The following is a 15668-nucleotide window of genomic DNA, read 5'->3' as shown; positions in this document are numbered from 1 at the left end:
GGCATGAACAAGATGACGTTCCCCAACGCCTGCCAGGTGATGCGCTGGCATTTCCACCCGCTGGGCTTCGAAGCCAGCATGGATGCGCCACGCAGCATGGTCGCGCGGCTGTTCGACCGCGCCACCGGCGAAACCCTGCTGGCGATCGCAGGCATTCCCTGCTCGGCAATCATGGCCGCCGCCGACGTAGAGCGCATCATCGAGGCCGTCGAGGCGGAGATGGATACCTTCATGCCCGCCTTCACCTTGCGCGACGCGGTCTAGCCCGCTGCGGTGCTTTCCTGGCGCATGGCCTGCAACTTGCCCATGAACTGCTCGGCCGGCACCGGCTGGCCCAGCAGGTAGCCTTGCAGCGAATCGCAGCCCAGGCGGGTCAGGAAGTCCTGCTGCCTGTCAGTCTCCACCCCTTCAGCAACGATGCGCAGGCCCAGCGCCTGGCCCAGCGCCACGATAGCCGAAACGATCGCCGCATCGTCGCTGTCCTGCTCCAGGTCGCGCACGAAACCGCGGTCGATCTTCAGCTCGTTGGCCGGCAGGCGCTTGAGGTACATCAGGCTGGAATAACCGGTGCCAAAGTCATCGATGGACAGGTCCACGCCCATGTCGGACAACCGTTGCAGCACCGTCAGGCTGGCATCGGCGTCGTGCATGGCGGTGGTTTCGGTAATTTCCAGGGTCAGGCAGTTGGCCGGCAGGCTGTTCTGCTGCAGGGCCCGGGCCACGCTCTCGACCAGCCCGGCATGGCAGAACTGGATGGCCGACAGGTTCACCGCCATGCGCCAGCCGTGGTGCCCCTGGTCCAGCCACTGGCGCATCTGGCGGCAGGCCTCGATGAGCACCCATTCGCCAATGGGGATGATCAGGCCGGTCTTTTCTGCCAGGCCGATGAAACGGTCGGGCAGCAACAGGCCCTGCTGAGGGTGCTCCCAGCGCAGCAAGGCCTCGGCACCGATCGGCTGGCAATTCTGGGCGTCGAACTTGGGCTGGTAGTGCAGGCGGAACTGGCGCTGCTCCAGGGCCTGGCGCAGGTCCTGCAGTAGCTGCAGTTGCTGGCGGGCGTTGCTGTTCATCGACGCGTCGAAGAAGCTGTAGCCATTCTTGCCGGCGCTCTTGGCGTGATACATGGCAGCGTCGGCATTGCGCAGCAGCTCATGCTGGTCCAGGCCATTGCCCGGGTACAGGACGATGCCCAGGCTCGCTGTCAGCTGCAGGTCATGCTCGGCCACGCGGAATGGCCGTGACACCAGGTTGACCTGCTTGACCGCCACATCCATGGCATCGTTCGGCTCGCGCAGCTCCACCAGCAGCACGAATTCGTCGCCGCCGATGCGCGCCAGCGTGTCCTGGCTGTGCAGGTGCCCGCGCAGGCGCGCCGCCACAGCCTTGAGCAGCAAGTCGCCGATGTGGTGGCCGAAGGCATCGTTGACGGGCTTGAAGCCGTCCAGGTCGATGAACATCAGGGCAAAGCAGCCGCCCTGCTCCGCTACCTTGGCAATGGCCTGCTCGATGCGGTCGGCCAGCAACGTACGGTTGGGCAGGTCGGTGAGCGTGTCGTGCAGGGCCAGCTGGGTCAGTTCCTGATTTGCCAGCGTCAGCGAGCGGGCCAGCTCGGCGGTACGCGCCTCCAGCCGGGCATCCAGTACCGAGGTGAGCAAGGCCACCGCGAGTACCGCCAGCGTGGTGATCAGCACCAGGTAGACCAGACCGTCGCCTTGCAGGCCTCCCGCTGCCAGCGCACCGCAGAAGCTGCCTTCGGGGAAGTTCGCCGCGGCCATGCCGGTGTAGTGCATGCCGACGATGGCAACGCCCATCACCACCGCCGCCAGGCCGCGAATCTGCCGCACATAGGGCGTGTGCGCGCGGAGGCGGAAGGCGATCCACAAGGCCGCTGCCGAGGCGCCCACCGCAATCAGCAGCGAGGCCCCGAACAGCGTGGGGTCATAGTCGATGCCCGGCAGCATGCGCAGCGCGGCCATACCGGTGTAATGCATACAGGCGATGCCGGCGCCCATGATCAGCGCACCAAACCCCAACTGCAGCCAGGGCAGGCTCGGCTGGCTGACCAGCCACAAGGCAAAGCCTGAAGACAAGACGGCGATCAGCAGCGAGAACGCGGTCAGGGCAAGGTCGTAGCCCAGGTCGATGGGCAGGCTGAAGGCGAGCATGCCGATGAAATGCATCGACCATACGCCGATGCCCATCGCCAGCGCGCCACCCCCCATCCACAGCCAGGCAGCCCGGCCTTTGGCCGTGGCGATGCGGCCGGTCAGGTCAAGGGCGGTATAGGACGCCAGGATCGCCACGCACAGCGAAATCAACACCAGCGAAGAGGAGTAGCTACCGGTCAGCATCGAGAGTTCCAGCGGGGCGGGAGGCCCGGAAAAGCTGATGATTGTACTCAAGGTCAGGCGAAACGCACGGGGTTTTTGCGAATGGGAATGGATCCAAAGACTGCGAGGGCCTGGACGCATGCGCGGTAGCTGTAGGAGCGGCCTTGTGTCGCGATCGGGCTGCGAAGCGGCCCCAGCGATCTGTGCTTGTACACAAAGTTCTGGGGCCGCTCTGCGGCCCGATCGCGACACAAGGCCGCTCCTACAGAGGTACGCGTCTGCGGGTCGCTTCAATCCTGCTCGGCGAAGGCTTGCCCGGCATCCCAACCACCACCCAGGGCAGCAACCAGCTGCACGCTGGCCACCAGGCGCCCTTGCAGCAGGTTCAACACACTGCGCTCGTTGCTCAGCGCCGTGGTCTGCACGTTGACCACATCCAGGTAGCCGATCAGCCCGGCGCGGTACTGGTTCTCGGTCAGGCGCAGCGACTCGCGGGCAGCATCCAGTGCCTCCTGGCGCACCACCGCCTCATCGCCATACACCTTCAACTGCACCAGCAGGTTTTCCACTTCCTTGAACCCGTCGAGCACGGTCTGGCGGTACTGCGCCACGGTCTGGTCATACACCGCCACCGTGCGGTCCACCTCGGCACTGCGCTTGCCGGCGTCGAACAAGGTCAGCGCCAGCTGCGGGCCCACCGACCAGTAGCGGTTGGGCAGTTCGATCCAGTTGCTGAAGCTGCTGCTGGAGTAACCGCCACTCATGCTCAGGCTCAGGTCCGGGAAGTACGCCGCCCGCGACACGCCGATGTTGGCGTTGGCAGCCATCACGTTGCGCTCGGCCGCAGCGATGTCCGGGCGTCGCTCCAGCAACTGCGAGGGCAAGGCCACCGGAATTTGCGGCAGCGCCGGAATGGATTTGCTGTCAGCCAGGGCGAAGTCCGCCGGGGCCTTGCCCAGCAACACGGCAATGGCGTTCTCGAACTGTGCACGCTGCCAGACCAGGTCGATCAGGTCGGCCTGGGTGCTCTTGAGCTGGGTACGCGCCTGGGCCACTGCATCCGGGCCGGCGACGCCAGCGCGATACTGGTTTTCGTTCATCCGCAGGGAACGTTCATACGCTGCCACGGTGGCTTCCAACAGGCGTTTCTGCTCGTCGATCACCCGCAACTGCAGGTAGTTCTGCACCAGTTCCGACTGCTGGCTGAGGCGGATCGAGGCCAGGTCGGCCAGGCTGGCTTCGGCACTGGCTTCGTTGGCGTTCAGGGTCTCGCGCAGCTTGCCCCACAGGTCGATTTCCCAGCTGACGCCGAGCTGGGCGTTGTAGGTGTTGCGAATGCCGCTGCTGTTGTTGGACAGGCTCGAGCTGGAGCTACCGGTGCCCTGGGCCGAGCGGTTCTTGCTGACGCTCAGGTCCAGGCTGGGGAACAGTGCCGCCCGGCTGCTGCGCACCAGCGCCTGGGCCTGGCGGTACTGGGCCTCCGATTGGGCCACGGTCTGGTTGCTGCGGTTGAGCTCTTCGACCAGTGCATTGAGCCCGGCATCGCCGTAGATTTCCCACCAGGCGCCGCGGGCGATGGCATCGGACGGCGTGGCCTGGGTCCAGCCTTCGGCGTGCTTGAACTGCGCCGTGCTGCTCAGTTCCGGGCGGTGGTAGTCCGGGCTCAGGGTGCAGGCGCTGAGCAAGGCGACGCACAACCCGGCGCCGAGCAGGCGCGAGCCACGCCCACGGGTCAGCGTCTGCAGGGCACGGTGAAGTGGGGTCTGGGCAAAAGTCATAGCGGGGTTTCCAGGGCGGCGTCGGTGCGCACGCCACGCCAACGGTTGAAACGGTGACGCAGGCGGTCCAGGTACAGGTAGACCACCGGTGTCGTGTAAAGGGTGAGGACCTGGCTGAACACCAGGCCGCCAATGATGGTCAGGCCCAGAGGCTGGCGCATTTCCGCGCCTTCGGCGCGGCTCAGCAGCAGCGGCAAGGCACCGAGAATGGCCGCCAGGGTCGTCATCAGGATCGGCCGCAGGCGCAGCAGGCAGGCCCGGCGGATCGACTCTTCCGGTGTCAGGCCCTGGTGGCGCTCCAGCTGCAAGGCCAGGTCGATCATCAGGATGGCGTTCTTCTTCACCACGCCGATCAGCAGGAACAGCCCCAGCAGCGAGATCAGGCTGAACTCGCCGCCGGTGACGTACAGCGCCAGCAAGGCACCCACGCCGGCCGAGGGCAGTGTCGAGAGGATGGTCAGCGGGTGAATGTAGCTTTCGTAGAGAATGCCCAGCACCAGGTAGACCAGCACCAGCGCGCCAAGGATCATCAGCGGCTGGCCTTCCTGGGTCTTGGCGAAGGCATCGGCGGTACCACCAAGCTTGGCAATCACTTCCTCGGGCAAGCCCAGCTTGGCCACCGCACGCTCCAGCGCCGCCATGGCCTGGTCGGGGCTGTAGCCTTCGGCGACGTCGAAGGCGATGCTTTCGGCGGCGAACTGGCCTTCGTGGCTGACCCGGTCGTTGGCCAGGCTGTTCTCGTAGTGGGCGATGGTCGACAGCGGTACGCGGGCACCGTCGGCGGTAATCACCTGTACCTGCTCGAGGGTGCTCGGGTCCCAGGCGTACTTCGGGTTGATCTCGAGCACTACCTGGTACTGGTTGAGGCTGTCGTAGATGGTGGAGATCTGCCGCTGGCTGTAGGCGTTGTTCAGCACCGTGGTGACCATGTCCATGTCGATGCCCAGGCGCTTGGCCTGGTCACGGTCGACCACCAGGGTCACCTGCTGGGTGCCGGCACCGTCGCGGGCGTCGATGGCAGTCAGTTGCGGCAGTGCACGCAGCGCCGCCACCACTTTCGGGAACCATTCGCGCAGGGCCGCCAGGTCTCCGCTCTGCAGGGAGTACAGGTACTGCGAAGAGGTCTGGTCACGGCCACCACCGCCCAGTTGCAGGTCCTGGTCGGCCATCAGGAACAGGCGCCCGCCGGGTACCTTGGGCATTTCCTTGCGCAGGCGTTCGATCACCTTCTGGGCGTCGAGCTTGCGCTCGCTGATCGGCTTCAGGCGCACCAGCACAAAGGCATTGTTGGTCCCGCTGTTGCCACCGATGAAGCCGGCAACGCTCTGCACTGCCGGGTCGGCCAGCAAGGCGCGGCGGTAGATTTCCATTTTCGGTTGCATGACGCTGAACGACAGGCCATCGTCGCCACGGATGAAGCCTATCAGCTGGCCGGTATCCTGCTGCGGCATCAGCGTCTTCGGCACCACCACGTACAGGGCGATGTTGATGCCGATGGTGGCCAGCAGGCTGATCAGCGTCAGGCGTTTGTGGCGCAAGGCCCAGCCCAGGCTGCGGTCATAGGCATCGACCATGCGCTGGTGCAACTGTTCGCTCCAGCGCTGCAGACGTGTCGGCTCGGCCTGGTGCGGTTTGAGCCAGCGGGCGCACAGCATCGGCGTGAGGGTCAGCGACACCACCAGCGACACGATGATCGCCGCCGCCAGGGTGATGGAGAACTCCTGGAACAGGTTGCGCACGATGCCACCCATGAACAGGATGGAGACGAATACCGCCACCAGCGACACGTTCATCGACAGCAAGGTGAAACCCACTTCCTTGGCGCCCAGGAAGGCCGCTTTCATAGGTGGTTGGCCGTCCTCGATGTGCCGGGATATGTTCTCCAGCACCACGATGGCATCGTCCACCACCAGGCCGGTGGCGAGGATCAGCGCCATCAGCGACAGGTTGTTGAGCGAGAACCCGCACAGGTACATGACCGCGAAAGTGCCCACCAGTGACACCGGCACCGCCAGGCTGGGGATCAGCGACGCCCGCAGGCTGCCGAGGAACAGGTAGACCACCAGGATCACCAGCACCACGGCGATCAGCAGGGTGTGCTCGGCTTCCTTGAGGGTGGCCTTGATCACTGGCGAACGGTCCATGGCCACGTTCAGTTGCACGCTGGCCGGCAGCAGCGACTGCAGGGCCGGCAACTGCGCCTTGATCTGGTCGACCGTTTCAATGATGTTGGCGCCTGTCTGGCGGTTGACCACCAGCAGCACCGCGCTCTGGTCATTGAAGAAGCCGCTGTTGTAGCGGTTCTCGACACCGTCGGTGATGGTCGCCACGTCGGAAAGGCGCAGGATGGTGCCGTTCTGCTGGCGGATCACCACAGGCTCGTAGTCCTTGGCGCTTTCCAGCTGGTCATTGGCGCGCACCTGCCAGTTGCGCTCGGCGTCCTCGACAAAGCCCATCGGCCGGCGCTGGTTGGCGTTGGACACGGCAGTACGTACTTCATCCAGCGACAGGCCGTACTGGTTGAGCAATTGCGGCTCGACAGCAATGCGCACCGCCGGCAGCGAACTGCCACCGATCTGCACCTCCCCTACCCCGGGCACCTGGGCCAGGCTCTGCGACAGGATGGTGTCGGCCAGGTCGTACAGCTGGCCCTTCTGCAGCACGTCCGAAGTCAGCGACAGCACCATGATCGGTGCCTGCGACGGGTTGATCTTCTTGTAGGTGGGCATGCTGCGCATACCGCTGGGCAACAGGTTGCGGGTGGCGTTGATCGCCGCCTGCACCTCGCGCGCCGCACCGTCGATGTCGCGGCCCATCTCGAAGCCGATGATCACCCGTGTGGAGCCTTGGTTGGAGCTGCTGGTCAGGGTGGTCACGCCGGCAATGCTGCCCAGCTTGCGCTCCAGCGGCGTGGCCACGGTGGAGGCCATCACTTCCGGGCTGGCGCCTGACAGGTTGGCCGACACCACGATTACCGGGAAGTCCATCTGTGGCAGCGGAGCCACCGGCAGCAGACCGAAGCTGACCCCGCCCAGCAGCATGATCGCCAGGCTCAACAGCATCGTCGCCACCGGGCGACGGATGAAAGGACCGGACAGGTTCATGCCTCGGCCTGCTTCACGTCAGTGGCCGGGCGCCAGCGGCGGGCCAGGCGGTCGAAGTACAGGTAGATGACCGGGGTGGTGAACAGCGTCAGCACCTGGCTGACCAGCAACCCGCCGACCATCACCAGGCCCAGCGGCTGGCGCAGCTCGGCACCGGAACCGGTGGCGAGCATCAGCGGCACGGCGCCGAACAGCGCGGCCAGGGTAGTCATCAGGATCGGCCGGAAGCGCAGCAGCGCCGCCTGGTAGATGGCATCGCGCGGGCTCATGCCCTGCTGGCGCTCGGCCTCGAGGGCGAAGTCGATCATCATGATCGCGTTCTTCTTGACGATGCCGATCAGCAGGATGATGCCGATGATGGCGATCATGCCCAGGTCGTTGCCGCTGATGAGCAAGGCCAGCAAGGCGCCGACCGCTGCCGACGGCAGGGTCGAAAGGATGGTCACCGGGTGGATGTAGCTCTCGTACAGCACGCCCAGCACGATGTACATGGTCACCACCGCCGCCAGGATCAACAGCAAGGTGCTCGACAGCGATGCCTGGAAGGCCTCCGCCGCGCCCTGGAAGCGAGTCTGCACGCCCAGCGGCATGCCGATGTCCTTCTGCACCTGCTCGATCACCTGCACCGCCTTGCCCAGCGAAGCGCCGTGGGCCAGGTTGAACGACAAGGTCACCGCCGGGAACTGGCCAATGTGGGAAATGGCCAGCTGGGCCTGGCGCTGCTCGATGCGTGCCAGCGCCGACAGGCGCACCTGGCCGCCATCGGTGGCCTTGACGTGGATCGACTCCAGCGCCTGCGGGCCGATCACCGCCGCATCCTGCGACTGCAGCACCACGCGGTACTGGCTGGCCTGGGTGTAGATGGTCGAGATCTGACGCTGGCCGAAGGCGTCATACAGGGCGTTGGTGATTTGCGACACGCTGATGCCCAGGCGCCCGGCCATGTCGCGGTCGATCACCAGGTACACCTGCAGGCCCTTGTCCTGCAGGTCGCTGGCCACGTCGGCCAGTTCCGGGCGCTGCTGCAGCGCCTGCACCAGCTTGCCGCTCCACTGCGCCAGCAGGTCGGCGTCGGGCGACGAGAGGCTGAACTGGTACTGGGTCCGGCTGACCCGGTCCTCGATGCTCAGGTCCTGCACCGGCTGCATGAACAGGCGGATGCCCACCAGCCGATCGACTTGTGGCTGCAGGCGGTTGATCACCTCGCTGGCAGTGACATCACGCTCGCCATGGGGTTTGAGGTTGATCAGCAGGCGGCCGCTGTTGAGCGTGGCGTTGTCGCCATCGACGCCAATGTAGGACGACAGGCTCTGCACCGCCGGGTCCTGCAGGATCACCTTGCTCAGCGCCTGCTGGCGTTCGCTCATGGCGGCGAACGAGGTGGACTGCGGCGCTTCGGAAATGCCCTGGATCACCCCGGTGTCCTGTACCGGGAAGAAGCCCTTGGGCACCACCATGTACAGGAATACGGTGAGCGCCAGGCTGGCCACGGCCACCAGCAGCGTCAACGGCTGGCGCTTGAGCACCCACTGCAGGGCGCTACCGTAGTGCCTGATCAGCCAGTCGATCCAGGCGCCACTGGCGCGGTAGAACCGGCCCTGTTCCTCTTCCCTGGGCTCGCGCTTGAGCAGGCGCGCGCACATCATCGGCGTGAGGGTCAGCGATACCACCAGGGAAATCAGGATGGCCACCGCCAGGGTGATGGCGAACTCGCGGAACAGGCGGCCGACCACATCGGCCATGAACAGCAGCGGGATCAGTACCGCAATCAGCGAGAAGGTCAGCGAGATCAGGGTGAAGCCGATTTGCCGGGCGCCCTTGAGCGCCGCCTGCATGGGCGTCTCGCCCTCCTCGATGTGCCGGGAGATGTTCTCCAGCATGACGATGGCGTCGTCGACCACGAAACCGGTGGCGATGGTCAGGGCCATCAGGGTCAGGTTGTTGACCGAGAAACCGGCCAGGTACATCACGCCGAAGGTGCCGATCAGCGACAACGGTACGGCGATCGACGGGATGAGCGTGGCGCTGAAACGGCGCAGGAAGACGAACGTGACCATTACCACCAGGGCGATGGCGATCAGCAGTTCGTGCTGCACGTCCTTGACCGCGGCGCGGATGGTCTGGGTGCGGTCGGTGAGCACCGACACATCGAGGCCGGCCGGCAGGTTGTCGGTGATCGACGGCAGCAGGGCCTTGATGCGGTCGACCACTTCGATGACGTTGGCGCCCGGCTGGCGCTGGATGTTCAACAGCACGGCGTGGTTTTCGTTGGCCCAGGCAGCCAGGCGCTCGTTTTCGGCGCCGTCGACGATTTCTGCAACATCCTTCAGACGCAGAGGCGCGCCATTGTTGTAGGCCAGGATCAGGTTGGCGTATTCCTCAGGGGAACGCAGCTGGTCGTTGGCGTCGAGCATCGACACCCGGGTCGGGCCGTCGAAGTTGCCCTTGGGCTGGTTGACGTTGGAAGCGCCGATCAGGGTGCGTACGTCCTCCAGGTTCAGGCCGTTGGCGGCCAGGGCATCGACGTTGACCTTGATCCGCACCGCCTGGCGCTGGCCACCGGCGATGCTGACCATGCCAACACCGCTGATCTGTGCGAGCTTCTGTGCCACACGGGTATCGACCAGGTCGTTGAGCTTGGGCAGCGGCATGGTCTTGCTGGAGATGGCCAGGGTCAGCACCGGGGTGTCGGCCGGGTTGACCTTGTTGTACACCGGCGGCGCCGGAAGGTCGCTGGGCAGCAGGTTGCTGGCGGCGTTGATCGCGGCCTGCACCTGTTGCTCGGCAACGTCCATGTTCATGTCGAGGTTGAAGCGCAAGGTCAGCACCGAGGCGCCGCCGGAGCTGGTCGAGGCCATCTGCTCCAGGCCTGGCATCTGGCCGAACTGACGTTCGAGCGGCGCGGTAACCGCGCTGGTCATGACCTGCGGGCTGGCGCCTGGGTACAGGGTCATGACCCGGATGGTCGGGTAATCCACCTGCGGCAACGCGGAAACCGGCAACAGCTTGTAGGCGATCAGGCCGGCCAGGACGATGGCCAGCATGCTCAGCGTGGTGGCAACCGGCCGCAGGATGAACAGACGCGAGAGGTTCATGCGCCCGCCTTGCCTGCTGCGCTACCAGGCTGTGCTTCACCGGGCTGCACATCGCCAGTGCTTGCCGAACCCTTGCCTTCCTGGCCTTGCAGGTGCTGGCCCGGGGTGGTCGGCACCTGCGAGCTGTCTTCGACAACTTCCACCTTGGTGCCTTCGCGCAGGCGGTCGGTGCCTTCCAGCACCAGGCGGTCGCCGGCCTTGAGGCCCTCGAGAATGACGCTGTTCTCGCCGTCGCTGGCGCCGACCTTGAGCTTGCGGATGTTGACCGTGTTCTGGTCATTGACCACATAGGCGAAGGAGCCGTCATTGCCGAACTGGATGGCCGCCGCCGGGGCCATGGTCACCTGCTTGAGGGTGTCGGCCAGCAGGCGCACGTTGACGAACTGGTTGGGGAACAGGGCCAGGTCCTTGTTCTCGAAGCGGCCCTTGAACTTGAGGGTGCCGGTGGTGGTGTCGATCTGGTTGTCGATGCTGCCCAGCACGCCGGTGGACTGCAGCTTGCTGTCACTGCGGTCCCAGGCCTCGACCGGCAGACTGGCGCCGCTGCGGTAGCGTTCCAGCACGGTGCTCAACTCGGTTTCCGGCAGGGTGAAGGCAACGCTGATCGGCTCGGTCTGCGTGATCACCACCAGCGCGGTGGTGTCGTTGGCCGCCACCAGGTTGCCCAGGTCGAGCTGGCGCAGGCCTACGCGGCCGTTGATCGGCGCGCGGATCTGGGTGAAGTCCAGGTTCAGGCGGGCGTCATTGACCTGCGCCTGGTTGGTCTTCACCAGCCCCTGGAACTGTGCCACCTGCGCTTCGGCGGTGTCGAGGGTTTGCTTGGCGATGCTGTCTTCGGCGTACAGGCCTTTATAGCGGGCCAGGTCGACCTGGGCGTTCTTCAGTTGCGCCTGGTTCTGCGCCAGGGTGCCCTCGGCCTGCTGCAGGGCAATGCGGTACGGGCGCGGGTCGATTTCGGCGAGCAGGTCGCCGGCCTTGACCTGCTGGCCTTCCTTGAAGTGGATCTTGACCAGCTCGCCAGCCACGCGGCTGCGCACGTTGACGGTGTTGGTGGCGGTGACTGTGCCCAGGGCCTTGTAGTACAGCGGGAAGTCGCCCACCCGCACCGGCTCGACGCGCACCGGCACCGGGTCGCTGGAGCCGCCGAAGCCCGGGCGACCGCCCATCATGCCCATGCCCTTGCCACCGCGCCCGCCACCGGCTTCTTTATGCGCAGGCGTCGCTGCGGGCCACAGCCACCAGGCCAGTGCAGCCACCAGCAGCAGGATCAGCAGGCCGACGAGCCAGCGACGAGGGGAGCGGGAATTGGACACTTGCATGGGTTGAACGAACCTTGTTCGGAATGACGGCTTGGGGAGAATGAACGATAAGCACTGGCATCGTTTTAGCAAAGCGCCTTTACCAGAGGTTTACCTTTGCCTGACGTTGCCAAGGGGTTGAACTTTAAATGAAAACGGCCCGGAAAGCGTTCCGGGCCGTTTACAGGGTGTTGCCTGGAGCGGTGGGTGGCGGGCTGAAGGGTTTCGGCTGCCTGTGCCGGCCCCTTCGCGGGTAAACCCGCTCCCACAGGTGCAGTGCACTACCTGTAGGAGCAGCCTTGTGCTGCGAAGGGGCCGGCACGGCAAAAGAGACTCTGTGGCAGTAATGGCCTCTTCGCAGCACAAGGCTGCTCCTACATAGGTACCGCGCAGTCCTGAAGCATTGTGCAGTACCGGTGGGAGCGGGTTTACCTGCGAAGAGGCCGGCACAGGCGATCGACGCCCGCCCTGCCCCACACAACTCTTACTTCAGCACAGCCAGAGCTGCGTCGTAGTTCGGCTCATCAGCGATTTCGCCAACCAGCTCGCTGTGCAGCACCTTGTCGTTTTCGTCCAGCACCACCACGGCACGGGCAGCCAGGCCGGCCAGCGGGCCATCGGCGATGGCCACGCCGTAGTTTTCGAGGAACTCGCGGCCACGCAGGGTCGACAGGTTCTTCACGTTGTCCAGGCCTTCGGCGCCGCAGAAGCGTGCCTGGGCGAACGGCAGGTCGGCGGAGATGCACAGCACCACTGTGTTGGCCACATCGTTGGCCTGGGCGTTGAACTTGCGCACGGAGGTAGCGCAGGTCGGGGTGTCGACGCTCGGGAAGATGTTCAGCACCTTGCGCTTGCCGGCGAAGTCTTTCAGCGACTTGTCAGCCAGGCCTTCACCGACCAGGGAGAAAGCCGGAGCCTGGGCGCCGGTTTTCGGCAGCTCGCCGTTGACCTGAACCGGGTTGCCTTTGAGAGTCACTTGAGCCATGACGAAATCCTTATGCGGGTTTGAAAAGGACACTGAGTTAAGCATGAAGGCGGCCGGGTGCCTATGGGGACAGTGAAATTGTTCTATTACCGGACAATTCTTGTGGACAAAAAAATGCCCGGGTGGCTACAAGCGCCCCGGGCATTACTTTTGCGGATGACGTATCAGCCCAGCAGGCCGTATACCACCGAGGTCAGCGCAACCAAGCCGACCACTACCACGAACACGTTGGAGGCAGCACCGCTGTACTTGCGCATGGATGGCACGCGGCGAATGGCGTACATCGGCATCAGGAACAGCAACACGGCGAGGATCGGGCCACCGAGCGACTCGATCATGCCGAGGATGCTCGGGTTGAGGGTGGCGACAATCCAGCACACCACCAGCATCAGCGCGGCAACCACCCGGTCCAGGGTCTTGCCCGCCGGGCGTGCACCAGCCTTGGTGATGATGCCCTTCAGGCCTTCGCTGGCGCCGATGTAGTGGCCGAGGAACGACTTGGCAATGGCCACGAAGGCGATCAGCGGTGCAGCGAACGCGATGGTCGGGTTGCTGAAATGGTTGGCCAGGTACGACAGGATCGACAGGTTCTGCGCCTTGGCCTCGGCCAGCTGGGCGCTGCTCAGGGTGAGCACGCAGCTGAACACGAAGAACAGCACCATCACCACCATCAGCAGGTGGGCACGGCGCAGGATCTGGCCGCTACGCTCATCGGCATGCTCGCCGTAGCGGCGCTTCTGGTCGACGGCAAAGGCGGAGATGATCGGCGAGTGGTTGAACGAGAACACCATCACCGGAATCGCCAGCCACAGGGTGTGCAGGAAGGCCGAAGCTGGTGGTACCTGGGTGGCGCTGTCGAGAATGCCACCGGTCCAGTGCGGCACCAGGTACAGGCCCAGCAATGCCAGGGCGACGATGAACGGGTAGACCAGCAGGCTCATGACCTTGACCGTGGCCTGCTCCCCGCAGCGCACGATGGCCAGCAGGCCGAGGATCAGCACGAACGACAGGATGGCCCGTGGCGGCGGCTGCATGTGAAGCTGGTGCTCCATGAAGCTGGACACGGTGTTGGTCAGCGCCACGCTATAGATAAGCAGGATCGGGAAGATCGCGAAGAAGTACAGCACGGTGATCGAGGCGCCGGCGGTAATGCCGAAGTGCTCCTTGACCACTTCGGTGATATCGCCGTCATTGCGCCCGGAAAGGACGAAACGGGTCAGCCCGCGGTGAGCGAAATAGGTCATAGGGAAGGCCAGCATGGCCAGGATCAGCAACGGCCAGAAGCCGCCAAGGCCGGCGTTGATCGGCAGGAACAGGGTTCCGGCGCCGATCGCTGTGCCGAACAGGCCCAGCATCCAGGTGGTGTCGTGACGCGACCAGCTGCCGAGGGTGGCGGGGGTCGATTCTGCAAAGCGTTGTTCAACGCTTGGGGCCTGCTCATTCATTCCGGGTGAAGCTCCACTCGCAAGACTGCAACAGGCTGAGAATGGCGAAATAGACGTTTCGCCCAACTCAACCGAAAAAGGGAGCGCGATTGTGCACGGAAAGGTTGCACTTGCGAAGCCCTTTTCCGAGGAGCGGTTGCACTTGTCTTTACAAGCGGGTTGTGCCCGTGGACTGGAGGAGGGATTTGACAGGTGTAGGAGCGGCCTTGTGTCGCGAAAGGGCCGCAAAGCGGCCCCGGCAATATTCGCGGCGAAGTTGCAAACGTTGGGGGCGCTGCGCCCCCTTTCGCGACACAAGGCCGCTCCTACAAAGGCCGCGCCCCACAGAAGCGGCCTGGTACGGTGTTACTTCTGGACGGCGGCGAAGGCTTCGGCAACCCGTTGCAGGTTGGCCGGGCGCAGGCCGGACATGCATACGCGGCCGCTGTCGATCAGGTACACGCCGAACTCGTCACGCAGGCGGCGCACCTGCTCGACGCTGAAGCCGGTGTAGCTGAACATGCCGCGCTGGCGCAGGAAGAACTGGAAGTCCTGGCCTGGCAGCAGCACGGCCAGGGCATCGACCAGCGCCTGGCGCATGTCGAGGATACGTTTGCGCATCACTTCGACTTCCTCGGCCCACTGGGCATTGAGGGCGGCATCGCCGAGCACGCCAGCAACCAGCTGGGCGCCGAAGTTGGGCGGGCTGGAGTAGTTGCGGCGCACGGTAGCCTTCAGCTGGCCGAGCACGCTCTGGGCAGTGGCTTCATCGTCGCAGACCACCGACAGGCCGCCGACACGCTCGCCGTACAGCGAGAAGATCTTCGAGAACGAGTTGCTGACCAGGCACGGCACGCCGGCGCGGGCCATTTCGCGGATGGCGTAGGCGTCTTCCACCAGGCCTTCGGCGAAGCCCTGGTAGGCGATGTCGAGGAACGGGATCAGTTGGCGTGCCTTGACCACTTCAACCACCTGTTGCCACTGGTGCTGTTCCAGGTCGGCGCCGGTGGGGTTGTGGCAGCACGGGTGCAGCAGCACCACGCTGTTGGCCGGCAGGGTCTGCAAGGTGGCCAGCATGCCGTCGAAGTCCACGCCACGGGTGGCCTGGTCGAAGTACGGGTAGGTGTGCACCTTGAAGCCGGCGCCTTCGAAGATGGCGCGGTGGTTGTCCCAGGTCGGGTTGCTGACCCAGACTTCGGACTGCGGGAAGTAGCGCTTGAGGAAGTCGGCGCCGACTTTGAGGGCGCCGGAACCGCCTACGGTCTGCACGGTGGCCACACGCCCGCCGGTAACAGCCGGGTGATCGGCACCGAACAGCAGCGCCTGGATCGCCTGGCGGTAGCTGGCCAGGCCTTCCATCGGCAGGTACAGAGAGGCTTCGTGGTCCTGGCCGGCGATGCGTTTCTCCACCGCATCCACAGCCGCCAGTTGCGGCACCACGCCGGCCTCATCGTAGTACAGGCCGATACTCAGGTTGACCTTGTCGGCGCGCGGGTCGGCCTTGAAGGTTTCCATCAACGAGAGGATCGGGTCGCCGGCATAGGCATCGACATGTTTGAACACAGCGTGCAGCTCCTTGGATCAGGACAGTTCGAAAAGGCAGCCCTGAGCATACCCGGAGTGCGGGCTCAGGAACATCAACTATTGTGCAAGG

At 64.8% G+C, this 15668-nt stretch carries 9 protein-coding genes; 1 reads left to right on the top strand and 8 read right to left on the bottom strand.

From position 1 onward, the window contains the following. Positions 1–3: 3 nt before the first annotated feature. The gene (locus tag IMX18_RS09260) at positions 4–264 is read left to right on the top strand and encodes a DUF1652 domain-containing protein (protein WP_013972974.1); all 261 of its coding nucleotides are present in this window, start codon (positions 4–6) and stop codon (positions 262–264) included. Here the strand turns inward: IMX18_RS09260 and IMX18_RS09255 are convergent. From IMX18_RS09255 to IMX18_RS09220, 8 genes are all read right to left on the bottom strand, one after another. Continuing rightward, positions 261–2351: a putative bifunctional diguanylate cyclase/phosphodiesterase gene (locus IMX18_RS09255; RefSeq protein ID WP_015270685.1), complete on the bottom strand. Its 2091-nt coding sequence runs from the start codon at positions 2349–2351 to the stop codon at positions 261–263. The two genes, IMX18_RS09260 and IMX18_RS09255, sit on opposite strands and share 4 nt — an antisense overlap. Before the next feature lie 269 nt (positions 2352–2620). Beyond that, entirely contained in the window at positions 2621–4108 is a 1488-nt protein-coding gene (locus IMX18_RS09250) for an efflux transporter outer membrane subunit (protein WP_217190132.1), read from the bottom strand. Then, a complete protein-coding gene (locus tag IMX18_RS09245) occupies positions 4105–7212 on the bottom strand; it encodes an efflux RND transporter permease subunit (protein WP_015270687.1) in 3108 nt (1035 codons plus the stop codon). The genes IMX18_RS09250 and IMX18_RS09245 overlap by 4 nt, the downstream gene beginning before the upstream one ends. Beyond that, a complete protein-coding gene (locus IMX18_RS09240; RefSeq protein ID WP_013972978.1) occupies positions 7209–10307 on the bottom strand; it encodes an MdtB/MuxB family multidrug efflux RND transporter permease subunit in 3099 nt (1032 codons plus the stop codon). The genes IMX18_RS09245 and IMX18_RS09240 overlap by 4 nt, the downstream gene beginning before the upstream one ends. Then, positions 10304–11626: an MdtA/MuxA family multidrug efflux RND transporter periplasmic adaptor subunit gene (locus IMX18_RS09235; RefSeq protein ID WP_015270688.1), complete on the bottom strand. Its 1323-nt coding sequence runs from the start codon at positions 11624–11626 to the stop codon at positions 10304–10306. The genes IMX18_RS09240 and IMX18_RS09235 overlap by 4 nt, the downstream gene beginning before the upstream one ends. Before the next feature lie 463 nt (positions 11627–12089). Continuing rightward, positions 12090–12590, bottom strand: a complete 501-nt coding sequence (tpx, locus tag IMX18_RS09230; RefSeq protein WP_015270689.1) for a thiol peroxidase — start codon at positions 12588–12590, stop codon at positions 12090–12092. 164 nt (positions 12591–12754) lie between these two features. Continuing rightward, the gene (locus IMX18_RS09225) at positions 12755–14035 is read right to left on the bottom strand and encodes a serine/threonine transporter (RefSeq protein WP_061304985.1); all 1281 of its coding nucleotides are present in this window, start codon (positions 14033–14035) and stop codon (positions 12755–12757) included. A 345-nt stretch (positions 14036–14380) separates the two neighbouring features. Then, positions 14381–15577: an amino acid aminotransferase gene (locus IMX18_RS09220; protein ID WP_015270691.1), complete on the bottom strand. Its 1197-nt coding sequence runs from the start codon at positions 15575–15577 to the stop codon at positions 14381–14383. Positions 15578–15668: the final 91 nt, after the last annotated feature.

Source organism: Pseudomonas shirazica (genome assembly GCF_015168335.1).
GTDB classification, from domain to species: Bacteria; Pseudomonadota; Gammaproteobacteria; order Pseudomonadales; family Pseudomonadaceae; genus Aquipseudomonas; species Aquipseudomonas asiatica.
The sequence above is the reverse complement of the archived record's forward strand: the minus strand, read 5'-3'. Positions and strand labels throughout refer to the sequence as shown.

Excerpts from the sequence above, each read along its gene's own strand:
- IMX18_RS09260 (WP_013972974.1), top strand. The coding sequence starts at position 4 with ATGAACAAGATGACGTTCCCCAACGCCTGCCAGGTGATGCGCTGGCAT.
- IMX18_RS09255 (WP_015270685.1), bottom strand. The coding sequence starts at position 2,351 with ATGCTGACCGGTAGCTACTCCTCTTCGCTGGTGTTGATTTCGCTGTGC.
- IMX18_RS09250 (WP_217190132.1), bottom strand. The coding sequence starts at position 4,108 with ATGACTTTTGCCCAGACCCCACTTCACCGTGCCCTGCAGACGCTGACC.
- IMX18_RS09245 (WP_015270687.1), bottom strand. The coding sequence starts at position 7,212 with ATGAACCTGTCCGGTCCTTTCATCCGTCGCCCGGTGGCGACGATGCTG.
- IMX18_RS09240 (WP_013972978.1), bottom strand. The coding sequence starts at position 10,307 with ATGAACCTCTCGCGTCTGTTCATCCTGCGGCCGGTTGCCACCACGCTG.
- IMX18_RS09235 (WP_015270688.1), bottom strand. The coding sequence starts at position 11,626 with ATGCAAGTGTCCAATTCCCGCTCCCCTCGTCGCTGGCTCGTCGGCCTG.
- tpx (WP_015270689.1), bottom strand. The coding sequence starts at position 12,590 with ATGGCTCAAGTGACTCTCAAAGGCAACCCGGTTCAGGTCAACGGCGAG.
- IMX18_RS09225 (WP_061304985.1), bottom strand. The coding sequence starts at position 14,035 with ATGAATGAGCAGGCCCCAAGCGTTGAACAACGCTTTGCAGAATCGACC.